2 protein-coding genes are annotated in these 20,730 nt (G+C 72.7%); both read left to right on the plus strand.

Features of this window, described 5'->3' with window-relative positions; genetic code table 11:
• Positions 1-4,059, plus strand: a 4,059-nt coding sequence (locus ABZ562_RS39890) for an SDR family NAD(P)-dependent oxidoreductase (protein WP_361490020.1), incomplete at its 5' end; no start/stop codon positions are given.
• A 103-nt stretch (positions 4,060-4,162) separates the two neighbouring features.
• On the plus strand, positions 4,163-20,730 hold a 16,568-nt coding region (locus ABZ562_RS39895; RefSeq protein WP_361490023.1), incomplete at its 3' end, for an SDR family NAD(P)-dependent oxidoreductase.

The raw sequence follows: 20,730 nt of genomic DNA on the forward strand, positions 1-20,730 counted from the left end.
GCGGGGGTCGACTGGTCCGGCGTGTTCGCGGGGACCGGTGCCCGGCGGGTCGCGCTGCCGACCTACGCGTTCCAGCGCGAACGGTACTGGCTGGAGGCATCGGCTCCGGCCACCGACGCCGACGGCCTCGGCCTCGGCGTCACCGAACATCCGCTGCTGGGCGCGGCCGTGACCGTGGCGGGCTCGGAAACCCTCCTGCTGACGTCCCGCCTCTCGGCGCGGTCCCACCCCTGGCTCGCCGATCACGCGGTCGCGGAATCGATCGTGGTCCCCGGCACCGCGCTCGTCGAACTCGCACTCCAGGCGGGCGACCAGCTCGGCTACGGCCGACTGGACGAACTGACCCTGCGTGCCCCGATCGTGCTGCCGAAGGACGGCGCGGTGCAGGTGCAGCTCAGCGTGGAGCCGCCCGACTCCTCCGACGGGAACCCGGACGGAAACGCGGACGAGCAGCGGCGCACGCTGAAGCTGTACGCACGCCCCCAGGACTCCGCGACCGGACAACCGTGGACCTTGCACGCCACCGGCACCCTCGCCGCCGAGCGGCCCGCCGCCGACTGGGACCTGACCGCGTGGCCGCCCCCGGGCGCCGAACCGGTGCCCACCGACGGGCTGTACGAGCGACTGGCCTCGGCCGGGCTGGCCTACGGACCGGCCTTCCGAGGACTGCGAGAGGTCTGGAGCCACGGCGAGGACCTCTTCGTCGAGGCGGCCCTGCCCGAGCCGCTGTTCGGCGACGCTTCGGCGTACGGACTGCACCCGGCGCTGCTCGACACCGTCCTGCACGCCCTGGGACTGCGGGGGCAGGCGGCGGACGGCGCGTCGCTGCCGTTCCTGTGGTCCGGCGTATCGCTGTCCGCCGTCGGCGCCGCCGCCGTACGGGTACACCTGACCGTGCGCGGGACGGGCGAGGTGGGGCTGCGGGTCGCCGACACGGCGGGCGACCCGGTGGCCGAGATCGAGTCGCTGGTGCTGCGCCCGGTGTCGCCCGCCGACCTGGCCGGGGCGGGCTCGCCGGTCTCGGACAGCCTGTTCCGGCTGGACTGGGTCCCCGCGCCCGCCCCCCTGAGCGGGTCGTCCTCCCCGGTCGGCCGCTGGGCGATCCTGACCGGATCCGACGACGCGCGGAACGGCCTGCCCGACGTGGGTGTCGGCGCCTCCCGGTATGCCGACCTCGCCGCGCTGAGCGCGGCCTTGGACGCCGGGGCCGCGGTGCCCGAGACCGTACTGCTCCCGCTTCACCCCACCGCCGTCGGCACCGAGGCGAGCGCCGACGCCAGGGTGACCGCGACCGTCACCGAAGTGCTCGGCATCGTGCGGGACTGGCTGGCCGAGGACCGGCTGGCCGGGACCCGGCTGGCGGTGCTGACCCAGGACGCCGTCGAGGTCTCCGCCGAAGACGGTGAGGAGCCCGCCAGGACCTCACTCACGGGCAACGGCGTGGTCGACGTGGCCGGGGCCGGAGTGTGGGGCCTCGTCCGTACGGCGATCAGCGAGAACCCCGACCGGTTCCTCCTCGCCGACACCGATGGCCGCCAGGAGTCCTACCAGGCGCTGGCCGCGCATCTGCCCGGCCTCGCCGAGGCGGGCGATGCGCAACTGGCCGTACGCCGCGGCCGGGTGTGGCTGCCCAGGGCCGTCCGGATGGCCTCGGGCGGTGTGCTCGTGCCCCCCACGACCCCGGACTCCGATCTGGGCGCCGGACTCGGGTGGCGGCTGGACATCGTCGCCCAGGGGCGTCTGGACGGTGTCGCGCTGGTGCGCGAGGACATGCGGCCCCTGCTGCCCGGTCAGGTGCGGGTGGGCGTACGCGCCGCGGGCATCAACTTCCGCGACGTGCTCAACGTGCTGGGCATGTACCCGGGCGACGCGGGCCGCATGGGTCTCGAAGGCGCCGGCGTCATCCTGGAGGTCGGACCCGGCGTGACGAACTGGGCCGTCGGCGACCACGTCATGGGCATGCTGGACGGCGCCTTCGGCCCCGCCGCGGTCGCCGACGCCCGCATGCTGGCGCGGATTCCGCGCGGCTGGTCCTACGCGCAGGCGGCATCGGTGCCGATCGTGTACCTCACCGCGTACTACGCCCTGATGGACCTCGCCGGGCTGCGGGCGGGCGAGTCGATCCTCATCCACGCCGCCGCCGGTGGCGTGGGCATGGCCGCCGTGCAGCTCGCGCACCACCTGCAGGCCGAGGTCTTCGCGACCGCGAGCCAGGGCAAGTGGCCCACGGTCCGTGAACTCGGTGTCGACGCCGACCACATCGCCTCGTCCCGCACCACCGAGTTCGAGCAGACCTTCTCCCGGGCCACGAACGGTGCCGGTGTGGACGCCGTGCTGGACTGCCTGGCCGGGGAGTTCGTCGACGCGTCCCTGCGCCTGACGCGCCCCGGCGGACGATTCGTGGAGATGGGCAAGACGGATATCCGCGACGCGGACGAGGTCAGGGCCGACTACCCGGGCGTGTCGTACCAGGCGTTCGACGTGATCGAAGCGGGTCCTGATCGGATCGGCGAGATGCTGACCGCGCTGCTGGAGCTGTTCGAAAAGGGTGCGCTGCGGCCGATCCCGATCACCACCTGGGACATCTCACGGGCCCCGGAGGCCCTGCGGTTCCTCGGCCAGGCGAAGCACGTCGGCAAGGTCGTGCTGACCATCCCGGCGCCGTGGCACGAGAGCGGCACCGTCCTGGTGACCGGCGGCACCGGCGGCCTCGGCGCGGTGCTGGCACGCCACCTCGTCAGCCAGCACGGGGTCCGGGACCTGCTGCTGCTCTCGCGCCGTGGCGCCGACGCCCCCGGCGCGCGGGAACTCGAAAGGGAACTGACCGCTCTCGGCGCACGGGTCACCATCACCGCCTGCGACGTCGGCGACCGGGAGGCACTGGCCCGGGCGATCGAGTCCATCCCGGAGCAGGCGCCGCTCACCGGAGTGATCCACACGGCCGGAGTGCTCGACGATGGGGTGATCACCGGCCTGACCCCGGAGCGGCTGGCCCGGGTCCTGGCCGCCAAGGCCGACTCCGCGCTGCACCTGCACGAACTGACCGCCAAGTCCGACCTGAGCGCCTTCGTGCTGTACTCCTCGATCTCCGGGGTGATCGGCTCCGCGGGACAGGCGGCCTACGCGGCGGGCAACGCGGTTCTGGACGCGCTGGCGGCATCCCGACGCGCCCAGGGCCTGCCGGGCGTGTCCCTGGCCTGGGGCATGTGGGAGAACACCGACGGCATGGGCGGCCGACTGGCCGAGGCGGACCTGGACCGCATGCGCCGCCAGGGATTCCCGCCGCTGTCCACCGACGACGCGCTGGCGCTGCTGGACACCGCGCTGCGGGTCAACGAGCCGGTGGCCCTGCCCGTCACCCTGCGGACCACGGCACTGGCCGCGCGGCGGGACAGTCTGCCCAGCGTGCTGCACGGCCTGGTGCCGGCCGCACGGCAGCGCCGCACCGCGGGCCAGGCGGCCGCGGGCGGGGCCGGGGGCGAGGGGTTGATCCGGCGGCTGCGGGGACTGCCCGCGCCCGAGCAGGACCGGCTGCTGCTGGAGGTCGTACAGGCCCAGGTGGCCTCCGTGCTGGGACACTCCTCGGCGGCCGCGGTCGACCCCGCCAGGGCGTTCCGGGACCTCGGCTTCGACTCGCTGACCGCGGTGGACCTGCGGAACCGGCTCAACTCGGCCACCGCCCTGCAACTGCCCGCGACGCTGATCTTCGACCACCCGACGCCCGAAGCGCTCGTCCTGGCGTTGCGGGAGAGGCTGCTCGCCGGCGCCGCTCCGGCTCAACGCACCGCGCACGGTGCCGAGCCGGGCGACGACGGCGTGGACCCGCAGGTGAAGGAGCTTCTGGCGGCGATCCCGATCACCCGGCTGCGGGAGTCCGGCGTGCTGGACATGTTGCGCCGGCTCGCCGAAGCCGCCGGAACCGCCGAATCCGCCGACACCAACGGAGCAGGCCGGACCGCGGCGGAACCGGCCGCCGAGCGGAGCGAAGCCGAATCCCTCGACTCGATGGGCGCCGACAGCCTCGTACAGCTGGCCCTGAAGCGTGTGAGGCCGATGTAGCCCGGGCGCCAGTGGCGGACAGGTCCGCCACGCCGGCGCACTCAGGCATCAGTCCATTGGCTTCAGCCCCAGGCTTCAGTTCGCCGTGACCGTGGAGAGCGACATGACAACATCCTCCGAAGAACTCGTCCAAGCCCTGCGGGAGTCCCTCAAGGAGAACGACCGGCTCTGGCAGCGTTACCAGGATCTGGTCACCGCGTCACGCGAGCCGATCGCGATCGTGGGCATGGGCTGCCGCTTTCCCGGCGGCGTAGCTTCACCGGAGGCGCTGTGGGAGCTGGTGGCCTCGGCCGGGGACGGCATGTCGCCGTTCCCCGCCGACCGTGGCTGGGACCTCCAGGCGCTCGGCGACATCGCCGAGGTGGGCGGGTTCGTGCACGAGGCCCCACGGTTCGACGCCGAGCTGTTCGGGATCTCCCCGCGCGAGGCCCTCGCCATGGACCCGCAGCAGCGGCTGCTCCTGGAGACGTCGTGGGAAGCGCTGGAGCGCGCCGGGATCAACCCCTTGTCGCTGCGCGGCTCGCGGACCGGCGTGTTCTCCGGCGTGTCCGGCAACGGCTACGGCGGGCAGTTGCACGAGGCCGCCACCGGGACCGAGGGCTATCTGCTGACCGGCAGCATCCCGAGCGTCGCCTCGGGCCGGGTCGCCTACTCGCTCGGCTTCGAGGGCCCCGCCGTCACCGTCGACACCGCCTGCTCGTCGGCGCTGGTGGCGCTGCACTTGGCGTGCCAGGCGCTACGGGCCGGGGAGTGCACGATGGCGCTCGCGGGCGGCGCCACGGTCATGTCCAACCCCGGCATGTTCCTGGAGTTCGCCCGTCAGGGCGGGCTGGCCGGGGACGGCCGGTGCAAGTCCTTCGCCGAGGCGGCGGACGGCACGGGATGGTCCGAGGGCGCCGGCGTGCTGGTGCTGGAACGGCTGACCGACGCGCGGCGCCTCGGACACGACGTGCTGGCGGTCGTCCGCGGTAGCGCGGTCAACCAGGACGGCGCGTCGAACGGGCTGAGCGCGCCGAACGGCCCCTCCCAGCAGCGCGTGATCCGGCAGGCCCTGGAGGCCGCGAACATCTCGGCGGCCGAGGTGGACGCCGTCGAGGCGCACGGCACCGGAACCCGGCTCGGCGACCCCATCGAGGCACAGGCCCTCATGGCCACCTACGGGCAGCAGCGTGACGGCGATCCGCTGTGGCTCGGCTCGGTGAAGTCCAACATCGGCCACACGCAGTGCGCGGCGGGTGTGGCCGGCGTGATCAAGATGGTGCTGGCGCTGCGTGAACAGCGGCTGCCGCGGACGCTGCACGCCGACGAGCCGTCGTCCCATGTGGACTGGACCGCCGGTGCGGTCCGGCTGCTGGCCGAGCCCCGCACCTGGCCGCGGGCCGACCGTACGCGCCGGGCGGGTGTTTCGGCGTTCGGCATCAGCGGGACGAACGCGCACGTCATCGTCGAAGAAGCCCCGGCCGCCGAACCGGCCGCGGCGGAGGAGCGGCCGTCGGTCGACCTGCCGGTGGTGCCGTGGGTGCTGTCGGGGCGCGGCGAGCGGGCGGTGCGCGCGCAGGCCGAGCGCCTGGCCGGTTTCCTCACCACGGCGGAACCCTCGGCTGACTGCTCCGCTATCGACGTCGGCTACTCGCTGGCGACGTCGCGTGCGGTGCTCGATCACCGTGCTGTGGTGTTGGGCGGGAGTCTGGAGGATTTGCGTTCGGGTGTCGCCGAGCTGGCCGATGGCGGCACTTCTGTGGTGTCCGGTGTGGTGTCGGATGGGCGTACGGGCTGGATGTTCACGGGTCAGGGGAGCCAGCGGCTTGGTATGGGGCGTGAGCTGTATGGCGCCTTCCCGGTGTTCGCGCGGGTCCTGGACGAGGTGTGCGGCCTTCTGGACGCGGAGTTGGCGGGTGTGGCGGGGTTTGAGGTTTCGGTGCGGGAGGTGTTGTTCGCGGCGGAGGGTTCGGCGGAGGCGGCTCTGCTGGACCGGACCGGGTATGCGCAGTCGGCGTTGTTCGCGGTGCAGGTCGCGCTGGTGGAGCTGCTGCGTTCCTGGGGTGTGGTGCCGGATGTGGTGCTGGGCCACTCGGTCGGCGAGTTCGTCGCGGCGTACACGGCGGGTGTGTTCGGGCTGGTGGATGCCGTGCGGTTGGTGGCGGGTCGTGCGCGGTTGATGCAGGGGCTGCCCTCGGGTGGTGCGATGGCGGCGGTCGAGGGCACCGAGGCCGAGGTCTCCGACATCCTCACAGGGCTTCCTGAAGGAGAGCGGGCCACGGTCGCGGCGGTCAACGGGCCGACCGCGGTGGTCGTCTCCGGCGACGAGGATGCGGTCGAGCGGGTGATGGCGGTTGCGCGGGAGCGGGGCCGGCGGGTGTCCCGGCTGCGCGTCAGCCACGCCTTCCACTCGCCGTTGATGGAGCCGATGCTGGCGGATTTCGCCGACATCGCGGCGAGTATCACCTACCGGCAGCCGGTGCTCGCCGCCGTCAGTACGGTCACCGGTGGGCCGGTCGGTGAAGAGGACTGGGCGACGGCTGACTACTGGGTGGATCAGGTGCGCCGGCCGGTCCGCTTCCATGATGCTCTTGAGACCGCCACCGGTGCACGGGGTGTCAGCCGACTGCTGGAGGTCGGCCCCGACCCGGTGCTGACCAGCCTGGCGCAGGCCGCTACGGAGGCCGCCGCCGTGTCGGCGCTGCGCAAGGGCCGCGCGGAGGCCGAGTCCGTACTTGTCGCGGCGGCGGAGATGTTCGTACGCGGCGCGAAGCTGGACTGGGCGGCAGTCTTCGCCGGGACCGGCGCCCAGCGGGTGGAGCTGCCGACGTACGCGTTCCAGCACCAGCGGTTCTGGCTGCGGCCCTCCCGCTCCGTGACCGACGCGAGCGGCCTCGGCCTGGGGACGGTCGGGCACCCGCTGCTGGGGGCCGCGCTGCGGCTGGCCGGGTCGGACACGGTGCTGCTGACGTCGCGGCTGTCCGCGCAGTCGCATCCGTGGCTGTCCGATCACGTGGTGGCCGGATCCGTCGTGGTGCCCGGCACGGTGTTCGTGGAACTCGCCGTTCAGGCGGGGGACCAGGTCGGCTGCGACCAGGTGGAGGACCTGACCCTGCGGGCCCCGCTGATCCTGCCGAACGACGGCACGGTCCAGATCCAGATCAGCATCGAACCGGCCGAAGGCGACCGGCGGCGCACGGTCCGGGTCCACTCACGCCCGCAGGACGCCGCCGCCGAACAGCCGTGGACCCTGCACGCCACCGGGACCCTCACCACCGCGCGGCCCGCCGCCGACTGGGACCTGCGCGCCTGGCCCCCCGAGGGCGCGGAGCCGGTACCGGCCGATGGACTCGACGGCCTCTACGACCATCTGTCCGACGCGGGACTGGCCTACGGACCTGGTTTCCGTGGCGTGAAGGAGGTATGGCGGCGGGGCGAGGACCTCTTCGTGGAGGCAGTCCTGCCCGAGCAGATCGCGGGAGACGTCACCGGGTTCGGTCTGCACCCGGCTCTGCTGGACACCGTCCTGCACGCCCTCGGGCTACGTGAGCCGTCGGCCGAGGGGGCCGCGTCCCTGCCGTTCCTGTGGTCCGGCGTCTCGTTGTTCGCCGTGGGCGCCACTGCCGTCCGGGCGCGCCTCTCGCCGCGCGGCGGGCCGGGCTCGGGCGAGGTCGCCCTGCGGGTGGCGGACGCGGCGGGAGAGCCGGTCGCCGAGGTGGGCTCCCTGGTGCTGCGACCCGTATCGGCCGCCGACCTCGTCGCGGGCGCCGACGGGGGCTCGCCGATCTCGGACAGCCTGTTCCGGCTGGACTGGACCGCCGCCCCCGCCCCCACCGAGCGTCGTGACACCGGCGAACTGGGGGACTGGGCCGTGCTCGGCGATCCGCACGCGTGGCGGGACGCCGGAGTGCCGGTGACCGGCTACGCCGACCTCACCGCGCTGACCGCCGCCCTCGACGAGGGCGGCAGCGTCCCGGACACCGTGCTGCTGCCGCTCCCGCACGACCCGCGCGGCACCGACACCGGGGTCGCCGCGGCGGTCTCCGGTGTGCTGGAGCTCGTAGGTGGGTGGCTGGCCGAACGGCGGCTGACGGAAACCCGGCTGGTGGTGGTGACCTCCGGGGCGATTGGGGCAGAGGCGCACGACCTGGCCGGTGCGGGCGTCTGGGGCCTGCTGCGCTCGGCGATGAGCGAACACCCGGGCCGGTTCGTCCTGGCGGACGTCGACGCTGAACCGACCTCGTACGCCACCCTGGCGACGGCCCTGGCCGACGGCGGGGAAAGCCAGTTCGCCGTGCGGCGGGGCCAGGTGTGGCTGCCTCGGATGGCGCGCATGACCGGCGTTTCCGAAGACGGCGCTCCAGATGTGTGGCAGAGCCACGGAACGGTGCTGGTCACCGGCGGAACCGGCGGCCTGGGCGCGGTCGTGGCCCGGCACCTGGTGAGCACGCACGGCGTACGGAACCTGCTGCTGCTCTCGCGCCGCGGCCCGGACGCCCCCGGTGCTCACGAACTCCAGCGGGAGCTGACCGGCCTGGGCGCCGAAGTCACCATCACCGCCTGCGACGTGGCCGACCGCCGGGCACTGGCCGAGGCGATGGGCGGCATACCCGACGACGCGCCCCTGACCGGAGTCGTGCACACCGCCGGTGTCCTCGACGACGGCATGATCACCGACCTGACCCCGGAGCGAGTCGCCCGGGTGCTCGCGGCGAAGGCCGAATCGGCTCTCCACCTGCACGAGCTGACAGCGGACAACCGCGACCTGACCGCCTTCGTCCTGTTCTCTTCCATCGCGGGAGTGTTCGGAAACTCGGGCCAGGCCGCCTACGCCGCCGCCAACACCGTGCTGGACACCCTCGCCCTGTCCCGGCGATCGCAGGGGTTGCCCGGCGTGTCGCTGGCGTGGGGCATGTGGGAACACGCCGACGGCATGGGCGGCCGCCTCGGCGAGGCGAATATCGCCCGCCTGCGAGGCCAGGGTTTCCCGCCACTGTCCACCCAGGACGCGCTGGCACTGTTCGACCTGGCGCTGCGGACCGACGAACCCCTGGCGCTGCCGGTCGCCCTGCGGACCACGGCGCTCGCCGCGCGGCGCGACAGCCTGCCCACCCCGCTGCACGGTCTCCTTCCCGCGGCCCGCCGGCGCCGGACCGCGGGCCAGGGCACCGACGTGAATGGGCTGGCCCGCCGCCTGTCGGGTCTGTCCGAGGCCGAGCGGGACCGGGTGCTGCTCCACGTGGTGCAATCCGAGGTGGCGGCGGTCCTGGGGCACGCGTCGGCGGGTGCGGTCGACCCGGGGCGGGCGTTCAAGGATCTCGGGTTCGATTCGCTGACCGCGGTGGACCTGCGCAACCGGCTCAACAGCGCGACCGCGCTCACCCTGCCCGCCACCCTGGTCTTCGACCACCCCAGCCCCACCGCGCTCGCCGCGTACCTGCGCGAACGGCTGCTGGGGGAGACGCCGGCCGACCGGGACATCGAGCCGAGGCCGTCCGGGGTGATGGCCGACGACGAACCGATCGCGATCGTGGGGATGGGCTGCCGCTACCCGGGCGGGGTGACCTCTCCCGAAGGGCTGTGGGAGCTGGTCGACTCCGCCGGGGACGGGATCACGGGCTTCCCGACCGACCGCGGCTGGGATGTCGACTCGCTCTTCGACCCCGACGGCGCCCGCGCGGGCACGTCGTACGTACGCGAGGGCGGCTTCCTGCACGACGCGGCCGAGTTCGACGCGGAGCTGTTCGGGATCTCCCCGCGTGAGGCGCTGGCCATGGATCCGCAGCAGCGGTTGCTTCTGGAGACGTCCTGGGAGGCGCTGGAGCGGGCCGGCATCGACCCCCTGTCGCTGCGGGGATCGTCCACAGGTGTGTTCGCGGGGCTGATGTACCACGATTACGCCTCGCGTCTCCAGACCGTGCCCGAGGACGTGGAAGGCTTCGTCGCCAACGGGAACGCGGGCAGCGTCTTCTCCGGCCGTGTCGCGTACGTCTTCGGGTTCGAGGGGCCCGCGGTGACGGTGGACACCGCGTGTTCGTCGTCGCTCGTGTCCCTGCACTGGGCCTGCCAGGCCCTGCGGGCGGGGGAGTGCGACACGGCCCTGGCCGGTGGCGTCACGGTCATGGCGACGCCCTCGACGTTCGTCGAATTCTCACGCCAGCGGGGTCTGGCCTCGGACGGCCGGTGCAAGTCCTTCGCGGACGGCGCGGACGGCACGGGCTGGGCCGAGGGCGCCGGGGTGCTGGTGCTGGAGCGTCTCTCGGACGCGCGGCGCCGTGGTCACAACGTGCTCGCGGTGGTGCGCGGCAGCGCCGTCAACCAGGACGGTGCGTCGAATGGTCTGACGGCGCCGAACGGTCCGTCGCAGCAGCGGGTGATCCGCCAGGCGCTGTCGTCGGCGCGGCTTTCCGCCGCCGAGGTCGATGTGGTCGAAGCACATGGCACGGGGACTCGGCTGGGCGACCCGATCGAGGCGCAGGGGCTGCTGGCGACGTACGGTCAGGCGCGCACCGAGGACGAGCCTTTGTGGCTGGGCTCGGTGAAGTCGAACATCGGGCACACCCAGGCCGCGGCGGGCGTCGCCGGCGTCATCAAGATGGTGATGGCGCTGCGTGCCGAGCGGCTGCCGCGGACGCTGCACGTGAACGAGCCATCGAGCCAGGTGGACTGGGCCGCCGGGGCGGTCCGGCTGCTGACGGAGGCCCGCAGGTGGCCGATCGGGGAGCGTCCCCGGCGCGCGGGCATCTCCTCCTTCGGGATCAGCGGCACCAACGCTCACGTCATCGTCGAGGAAGCGCCGGCGGCTGAACCGGCCACGGCTGAGGAGCGGCCCACGGCCGAGCTGCCGGTGGTCCCGTGGGTGCTCTCGGCCCGCAGCGCTCAGGCGCTCCGGGCGCAGGCCGGACGCCTGGCCGAACTCTCCGACGAACGCGACCACTCCAGTGCGGACCTGGGGCTGTCGCTCGTGACGACGCGTGCGCTGCTGGACCACCGCGCGGTGGTGTTGGGCGGTGATCCGGGTACGTTGCGTGCGGGCCTGGCCGCGCTGGCCGAGGGCGACGCCTCGGTGGTGTCCGGTGTGGTGGGTGAGGGCCGTACGGGCTGGATGTTCACCGGGCAGGGCAGTCAGCGGCTCGGCATGGGCCGAGAGCTCTATGAGCGATTCCCGCGGTTCGCAAGGGCGTTGGACGAGGTCTGCGGACACCTGGAGGCCGCACTGGCGGGCGAGCCCGGCTTCGGTACCCCCGTGAGGGACGTGCTGTTCGCCGCCGAGGGCTCGGACGAGGCGGAACTCCTCGACCGGACCGGGTATGCGCAGACGGCGCTGTTCGCGGTCCAGGTCGCGCTGGTGGAGCTGCTGAGGTCATGGGGCATGGGCCCGGATGCGGTTCTGGGCCACTCGGTGGGGGAGTTCGCCGCCGCCTACGCCGCCGGTGTCTTCGATCTGGCCGATGCCACCAGGCTGGTGGCGGGCCGGGCCCGGCTGATGCAGCGGCTGCCGGCAGGTGGCGCGATGGCTGCCGTCGAGGGCAGCGAGGAGGAGGTCCTCGGCATCCTGCGAGGGCTTTCCGGGGGCGGGCGGATCACGATCGCGGCGGTCAACGGGCCGAGCGCGGTGGTGGTTTCGGGCGACCAGGAGGCCGTCGAGCGGGCGATGAACGTTGCCCGGGAACAGCACCGCCGGGTGTCCCGGCTGAGGGTGAGTCACGCGTTCCACTCGCCGCTGATGGAACCGGCCTTGGTGGAGTTCTCCGATATCGCGGCCCGCGTGGCCTACCGGCAGCCGAACCTGCCGGCCCTCAGCACCGTCACCGGCGAGTCGGAGACCGCGGAGGACTGGGCGACTCCGGAGTACTGGGTGCGTCAGATCCGCGAACCGGTGCGTTTTCACGACGCCCTTGTGGCCGCGACGGGCGTGCAGGGCGTGTCCCGGCTGCTGGAGATCGGTCCGGACCCGGTGCTGACCGCGCTCGCGCGGTCCGCGGCGGAGGACGTCACCGCGGCGTCGGTGCTCCGTAAGGGACGGCCCGAGGCCGAGTCCGTGCTGGGCGCGGTGGCCGAGGTGTTCGTGCGCGGCACGGAAGTCGACTGGGCCGCCGTGTTCGCCGGGAGCGGCGCCCGGCCGACCGCGCTGCCGACCTACGCGTTCCAGCGGCAGCGGTATTGGCTCGGGGCTTCCCGGCCGGTGGCCGACGCCCGTGGCCTGGGCCTGGGCGCGGCCGAGCACCCCCTGCTGGGCGCGGCCGTGACGCTGGCTGGTTCGGACGCCGTGCTGCTGACCTCGCGGCTCTCCCTCCAGTCGCATCCGTGGCTGGCCGATCACACCGTGGCGGGCTCGGTGCTCGTACCGGGCACGGTGTTCGTGGAGCTGGCCGTACAGGCGGGCGACCGGGTCAACTGTGACCGCGTGGAGGAGCTGACCCTGCAAGCGCCACTGGTGCTGCAGGAACAGCACGCCGTACACCTACAGCTCAGCGTCGAAACGGCGGACGGCGCCACGGACGAGCGGCGCGCCCTCAAGGTGTACGCCCGCCCGGAGGGCGCCGCGGCCGAGGAGCCGTGGACTCTGCACGCCACCGGGACCCTGACGTCGGGGACGGGCGTGGCCGCCGACTGGGACCTGGCCGCGTGGCCGCCCCCCGGTGCGGAGCACGTCCCGGCGGACGGCCTGTACGAGCGGCTGGCCCACGAGGGCCTCGTCTACGGCCCGGCCTTCCGTGGCTTGCGGGAGGCCTGGCGGCAGGGCGACGACTTCTACGTGGAGGCGGCGTTGCCCGAGCCGCTGTCCGGCGAGGCGGCCGGGTTCGGCCTGCACCCGGCGCTGCTGGACTCGGTGCTGCACGCGCTGGGACTTCGGGAGTCGGCTGACGAGGGTGCGTCCCTGCCCTTCATGTGGTCGGGGGTGTCGCTGTCGGCGATCGGTGCCGCCGCGGTGCGGGTACGAATCTCCGTACGGGGCTCCGGTGAGATCGCCTTGCGGGTCGCCGATGGTGAGGGCGCGCCGGTGGCCGAGGTGGAGCAGCTGGTGCTGCGGCCGGTGTCGGCGGGGGAACTGGCAGCGGCGAACTCCCCGGTCAGGGACAGTCTCTTCTGCCTCGACTGGATCGAGGCCCCCACCACTGCCACCACCGGACTCAAGCAGTCAGGCGCCTGGGCGGTGCTCGGTGACACTCGGCTGGGCGCCGGCGTCCCGGGGGCCACCGCACACGCCGACCTGGACGCGCTGATCGCCGCGCTCGATGCCGGCGCGTCCGTCCCGGACACCGTCGTGCTGCCCTTCGACGCCACGGGCGCCGCGGTCGGCGACGCGGTGGCCGGTGTGCTGTCAGTGATCCGCACGTGGCTGGCTCAGGAGCACTTCGCCGGATCACGGTTGGTGGTGCTGACCTCCGGCGCCGTGGACGTGAGGCCCGAGGGCAGCAACCTTGCGACACTGGATCTCGCCGGTGCCGGGGTGTGGGGACTGGTGCGGTCGGCGATGAGCGAGCATCCGGGCCGGTTCGCGCTCGCCGACGTCGACGGCGCGCAGGAGTCGTACGAGGTCCTCGCCGCCGCTCTCTCGGGGCCGAGCTCCGGCCAGGTCGCCGTACGGGAAGGCCGCGCCTGGCTGCCGCGTATGGCGCGGATGAACGCGGGCGGGGTACTGGTGCCTCCGGCGGGTGCGGGTTCGGCCTGGCGGATGGACATCGTGGCCAAGGGCCGGTTGGACGGCGTCGCCCTGGTGCCCGAAAACCCGGCCCCGCTGGGCCCGGGACAGGTTCGGGTGGCTGTCCGGGCGTCGGGCGTCAATTTCCGTGATGTGCTCAATGTGCTGGACATGTATCCGGGCGACGCCGGGCTGCTGGGCCACGAGGGTGCGGGTGTGGTCCTGGAGGTCGGTCCGGGGGTGTCGGACTGGGCCGTCGGCGACCGGGTGATGGGTCTGCTGAACGGTGGGTTCGGTCCCACGGCGGTCGCCGATGGGCGGATGCTGGCGCGGATCCCGGCCGGCTGGTCGTACCCGCAGGCGGCGTCCGTGCCGATCGTCTACCTGACCGCGTATTACGCGCTGGTCGATCTGGCAGGGCTGGAAGCGGGCGAGTCGGTGTTGATCCATGCCGCGGCTGGTGGTGTGGGTATGGCCGCGGTGCAACTCGCCCAGCATCTGCGGGCGGAGGTGTTCGCGACCGCGAGTCAGGCCAAGTGGCGGACCGTTCGTGATCTGGGTGTGTCCGCCGAGCGCATCGCCTCCTCCCGTACGACGGAGTTCGAGGAGGTCTTCTCCCGGGCCACGCACGGGGCCGGGCTGGACGTGGTGCTGGACTGCCTGGCCGGGGAGTTCGTGGACGCGTCGCTGCGGTTGACGCGGGCCGGTGGCAGGTTCGTCGAGATGGGCAAGACCGACATCCGGGACGCGGACGAGGTGGCCGAGGCCCATCCGGGCGTGTCGTACACGTCGTTCGACGTGATGGACGCCGGTCCGGAGCGGATCGGCGAGATGCTGGCGGAGCTGCTGGCACTGTTCGAGAGCGGAGCGCTGCGGCCACTCCCGGTCACGACGTGGGACATCGCCCGGGCCCCGGAGGCGCTGCGATTCCTCGGCCAGGCGAAGCACGTCGGCAAGGTCGTGCTGACCGTACCCGGCCCCTGGCGCGAGGACGGCACCGTGCTGATCACCGGCGGCACCGGCGGCCTGGGCGCGCTGGTGGCCCGCCATCTGGTCACCCGTCACGGCGTACGGAACCTGGCGCTGCTCTCCCGGCGCGGCCCCGAGTCCCCGGGCGCGCGCGAACTCGAACAAGAGCTGGTCGACCTCGGCGCGCGCGTCACGATCAGCGCGTGCGATGTCAGCGACCGTACGGCCCTGGCAGGCGTCCTCGACGCGATCCCCGACGAGGCCCCGCTGACCGGCGTGGTGCACACCGCCGGTGTGCTCGACGACGGGATCATCGCCGATCTCACCCCCGAGCGGTTGGCCCGGGTCCTGGCCGCGAAGGCCGATTCCGCCCTGCATCTCCACGAACTCACCGTGGACCGCGACCTGGACTCGTTCGTCCTGTTCTCCTCGATCGCCGGTGTGGTGGGCAACGCGGGCCAGGCGCCCTACGCGGCGGCCAACTCCGTGCTCGACGCACTCGCGGTGTCCCGGCGCGCCCAGAGTCTGCCCGCCGTGTCACTGGCCTGGGGCATGTGGGCCCACACCGAGGGCATGGGCGGCACGCTCGGCGAGTCCGACCTGCTCCGGATGGCGCGCCAGGGCTTCCCCGCCCTGGAGACCGACCACGGGCTCTCCCTGCTGGACATCGCCCTTCAGATCAACGAGCCGCTGGCGCTGCCGATCGCCCTGCGCACCTCCGCGCTGACCTCGGACCGCACGACCCTGCCCGACGTTCTGCACAGCCTCGCCCCGACGGCGCGGCAGCGCCCTGACGCCGGGCAGGCCACCATCACGAGCCGGGGCGAACTCGGCCGCCGACTGGAAGGGTTGCCGGTCGCCGAGCAGAACCGGCTGCTGCTGGAGCTGGTACAGACCGAGGTCGCAGGTGTGTTGGGCCATGCGTCGGGGGCGGCCATCGACCCGGCCCGGGCATTCAAGGATCTCGGTTTCGACTCGCTGACCGCGGTGGACCTGCGCAACCGGATGAATGCCGCCACTGGCCTCCGCCTGCCCGCGACGCTCACCTTCGACCACCCCACTCCGTCTGCCCTCGCCGGATATCTGCGCGAGGAGGTGCTCGGCGCGGCCATCGAGCCGACCGGAACACCGGCCGTCCCCGTGCCGGTGGGTGCGGCGGACGAGCAGATCGTGATCGTGGGCATGGGCTGCCGCTTCCCGGGCGGCGTCACCTCGCCGGAATCCCTGTGGGACCTGGTGGCTTCCGCAGGAGACGGCATCACCCCGTTTCCCGCGGACCGCGGCTGGGACGCGCAGGCGCTGCACGACATCGCGGCCGTTGGCGGGTTCGTACAGGACGCCGGGGATTTCGACGCCGAGCTGTTCGGGATCTCACCCCGTGAGGCCCTGGCGATGGATCCGCAGCAGCGGCTGCTGCTGGAGACCTCCTGGGAGGCGCTGGAGCGGGCCGGAATCGACCCGCAATCGCTGCGTGGCTCGGCCACCGGGGTGTTCGCGGGTGTGTCCGCCAACGGGTACGGCGGCCACCTGCACGAGGCGGGCGCGGAAAGCGAGGGCTACCTGCTGACCGGAGCCACGCCGAGCGTGGCGTCGGGCCGGCTGTCCTACGCCCTCGGCCTTGAGGGTCCCGCCGTGTCGGTGGACACCGCCTGCTCGTCGGCGCTGGTGGCGCTGCACCTGGCGTGCCAGGCGCTACGCGCGGGAGAGTGCACCATGGCGCTCGCCGGTGGTGCGACGATCATGGCGAACCCCGGCATGTTCCTGGAGTTCGCCCGTCAGGGCGGGCTGGCCGGGGACGGCCGGTGCAAGTCCTTCGCGGACGCCGCGGACGGTACGGGGTGGGCCGAGGGTGCCGGCGTACTGGTGCTGGAGCGGCTGTCCGACGCGCGGCGCCTGGGGCATCCGGTGCTCGCGGTGGTACGCGGCAGTGCGGTCAATCAGGACGGTGCGTCGAATGGTCTGACGGCGCCGAACGGTCCGTCGCAGCAGCGGGTGATCCGGCAGGCGCTCGCCGCCGCGCGGATATCGCCGTCCGAAGTGGACGCGGTCGAAGCCCACGGCACCGGTACTCGGCTCGGCGACCCGATCGAGGCGCAGGCCCTGATGGCCACGTACGGCCAGGACCGCGACGGCGCCGAGCCGCTGTGGCTGGGCTCGGTCAAGTCGAACATCGGCCACCCCCAGGCCGCGGCGGGCGTCGCCGGTCTGATCAAGATGGTGATGGCGCTCCGGGAGCGGCGGCTGCCGCAGACGCTCCACGCCGACGCGCCCTCGTCCCATGTGGACTGGACGGCCGGTGCGGTCGAGCTGCTGTCCGAGGCCCGGGAATGGCCCCGGACCGAACACCCGCGCCGGGCGGGTGTCTCATCGTTCGGCATCAGCGGGACGAACGCACACGTCATCATCGAAGAAGCCCCGGCTGCCGAACCCGCCATGGCCGAGGAGCGGCCGACGGCCGAGCTGCCGGTGGTGCCGTGGGTGCTGTCCGGCCGCAACGCCCAGGCTGTGCGGGCACAGGCCGGACGCCTGGCGGCCTTCCTCGACGGGCGGGACGTCGCCCCCGTCGACGTCGGGCTGTCCCTGGCCACCACACGCGCCGCGCTGGAGCACCGTGCGGTGGTGCTGGGCGCCGAGGGCACCACCCTGCGCGGAAGCCTCACCGACCTGGACGGCGATTCGGTGGTGTCGGGTGCCGTGGGCGAGGGGCGCACGGCGTGGATGTTCACCGGGCAGGGGAGCCAGCGGATCGGCATGGGCCGTGAGCTGTACGGCCAGTTCCCGGCGTTCGCACGGATCCTGGACGAGGCGTGCGGACATCTGGACGCCGAGCTGTCGGGCAGGCCGGGGTTCGAGGTCCCGCTACGCGAGGTCCTCTTCGCGGCGGAGGGTTCTGCTGAGGCGGCCCTGTTGGACCGTACCGGCTACGCCCAGAGCGGGCTGTTCGCGGTGCAGACCGCGCTGGTCGAGTTGTTGCGTTCCTGGGGCGTGCGTCCGGATGCGGTGCTCGGCCATTCCATCGGTGAGGTGGCCGCCGCGTATGCGGCGGGTGTGTTCGGGCTGGCGGATGCCGCGCGGTTGGTGGCGGGTCGTGCGCGGTTGATGCAGGCGCTGCCTTCGGGCGGTGCGATGGCGGCGGTCGAGGGTGAGGAGGCCGAGGTCGCCGGCATCCTCAATGGGCTTCCTGAAGGGGAGCGGGCCACGGTCGCGGCGGTCAACGGACCGACCGCGGTGGTGGTTTCCGGTGAGGAGGATGCGGTCGAGCGGGTGATGGCGGCTGTGCGGGAGCGGGGCCGCAGGGTGTCCCGACTGCGCGTCAGCCACGCCTTCCACTCGCCGTTGATGGAGCCGATGCTGGCGGAGTTCGCCGAGATCGCGGCGAGTATCACCTACCGGCAGCCGGTGCTCACAGCGGTCAGTACCGTCACGGGCCGGCCGCTCGCCGATGGTGACTGGACGACCCCCGCCTACTGGGTCCGTCAGGTGCGCGAGCCGGTCCGCTTCCATGACGCCCTTCGGACCGCCACCGGCGAACAGAGCGCGACCCGGCTGCTGGAGGTCGGTCCGGACCCGGTGCTGACCAGCCTCGCACCGGCGGCCACCGACGCTGCCGCCGCGGCGGTGCTGCGAAAGGGACGGGCCGAGGCCGAGACCCTGCTGACCGCTGTGGCGGAAGTGTTCGTGCGGGGGACGGACGTGGACTGGTCCGCTGTCTTCGCCGGGACCGGCGCGCGGCGGGTGGATCTGCCGACGTACGCCTTCCAGCGGCAGCGGTACTGGCTGCGGCCCGCCCGGTCGGTGACCAGCCTCGATGGCGTGGGTCTGGGTGTGGCGGGGCATCCGTTGTTGGGTGCTGCGGTGGCGGTGGCGGGTTCGGATGCGGTGTTGTTGACGTCGCGGTTGTCGGTGCGGTCGCATCCGTGGCTGGCTGATCACGTAGTCGCCGGTTCGGTGTTGGTGCCGGGTACTGCGTTCGTTGAGCTTGCGGTGCAGGCGGGTGACCGGGTCGGGTGTGGCCGGGTCGAGGAGTTGGCCTTGCAGGCGCCGTTGGTTCTTCCGGAGGATGGCGCTGTTCAGGTGCAGCTGGGTGTCGACGGGGCCGAGGACGGTCGTCGTGCGCTGCGGGTTTACTCGCGCCAGGAGGGGGCTGATGCCGAGCAGCCGTGGACGTTGCATGCCACGGGTGTTCTCGTTGCTGAGGTTCCTGCTGGTGGGTGGGATTTGCGGGTGTGGCCGCCGGTGGGTGCGGAGGCGGTTGTGGTGGATGGGTTGTATGAGCGGTTGTCGGGTGTGGGGTTGGCGTATGGTCCGGCGTTCCGTGGTCTGCGGGAGGTGTGGAAGCAGGGTGAGGACCTGTTCGTGGAGGCCGCTCTGCCGGAGGAGGTCGCGGAGGACGGGGCCGGGTTCGGTTTGCACCCGGCGCTGTTGGACACGGTGCTGCACGCCCTGGCGCTCCAGGACCAGGCGGCCGAGGGCGCGATGCTGCCGTTCCTCTGGTCGGGGGTGTCGCTGTCCGCGGTAGGCGCTTCCGCCGTGCGGGTCCGGCTCACCCCGCGTGGCAAGGGCGAAATCGGGTTGCGGGTTGCCGACGCCGTGGGCGAACCCGTGGCCGAGGTCGAATCCCTGGTGCTCCGCCCCGTGTCGACCGCGGACCTGGCCGCGGCGAACTCCCCGACGGCGGAGGGTCTGTTCCGGCTGGAGTGGGTTCCTGCGCCGGTGGCCCGGTCCGAGGAGGCTGTCGGGTCTGCCGGTTGGGCGATCCTCGGTGATGTCGAGTCCGGTGGGTGGCGCGACGCGGGTGTTCCGGTGACCGGTTATGCCGATCTGGCCGCGCTGACTGCCGCGCTGGATGACGGTTCCGCCGTCCCGGACACCGTCGTGCTTCCGCTGCGCTCCACGGACACCGAGGTCACCGGCGCGGTGGCCGGTGTGCTGGCCGTGGTCCGTGAATGGCTGGCCGAGCGGCGCTTCGCCGGGTCGCGGTTGGTGGTGTTGACGTCGGGTGCGGTGGAGGTGTCTTCGGCCGAGGACGGTGCTCGCGATGTGCTGGATCTCGCTGGTGCTGGGGTGTGGGGTCTGGTGCGGTCGGCGATCAGTGAGCATCCGGGACGGTTCGTGCTGGCTGATGTCGATGGTGAGGAGGCTTCTCTCCGCGCGCTTGCCGGGGCCCTGGGTGAGGATCAGTTCGCGGTGCGCGGGGGTGAGGTGTGGTTGCCGCGGCTGGTGCGGATGGCTTCGGGGGGTGTGCTGGTGCCGCCGCCCGGCGCGGACGCGCCGTGGCGGATGGAGGTGGCGGCGCAGGGGCGGCTTGACGGTGTGGCTTTGGTGCCGGAGGAGTCGCGGCCGTTGGAGCCGGGTCAGGTGCGGGTTGGTGTGCGTGCGGCGGGGGTCAACTTCCGCGATGTGCTGAATGTGCTGGGCATGTATCCGGGGGACGCGGGCCGGATGGGTCTCGAGGGCGCGGGAGTGGTCCTGGAGGTCGGTCCTGGGGTGGCGGACTTCGTTGTGGGTGACCGGGTGATGGGTCTGCTGGACGGGGCGTTTGGACCGGTGGCGGTGGCGGATGCGCGGATGTTGGCGCGTATGCCGGGTGGTTGGTCGTATGAGCAGGCGGCGTCGGTTCCGGTGGTGTTCCTTACGGCGTATTACGCGTTGGTGGATCTGGCTGGTCTTCAGGCGGGTGAGTCGGTGTTGGTTCATGCCGCTGCCGGTGGTGTGGGGATGGCGGCGGTGCAGTTGGCGCGGCATCTGGGGGCGGAGGTGTTCGCGACGGCGAGTCAGGCCAAGTGGCCCGTGGTCCGTGAGTTCGGGATCGCTGCCGGTCGTCTGGCTTCCTCCCGCACGACGGAGTTCGAGCAGGTCTTTTCTCGGGCGACTGACGGTGCTGGGGTGAATGTTGTACTGGACTGTCTGGCGGGGGAGTTCGTGGATGCGTCGTTGCGGTTGACGCAGTCCGGTGGCCGGTTCGTGGAGATGGGCAAGACCGATGTCCGTGATGCGGATGAGGTCGCCGCCGCGTATCCGGGTGTCTCGTATCGGGCGTTTGATGTGATGGAGGCGGGTCCGGACCGGATCGGGGA

Source organism: Streptomyces sp. NPDC019937 (genome assembly GCF_040631655.1).
GTDB lineage: Bacteria > Actinomycetota > Actinomycetes > Streptomycetales > Streptomycetaceae > Streptomyces.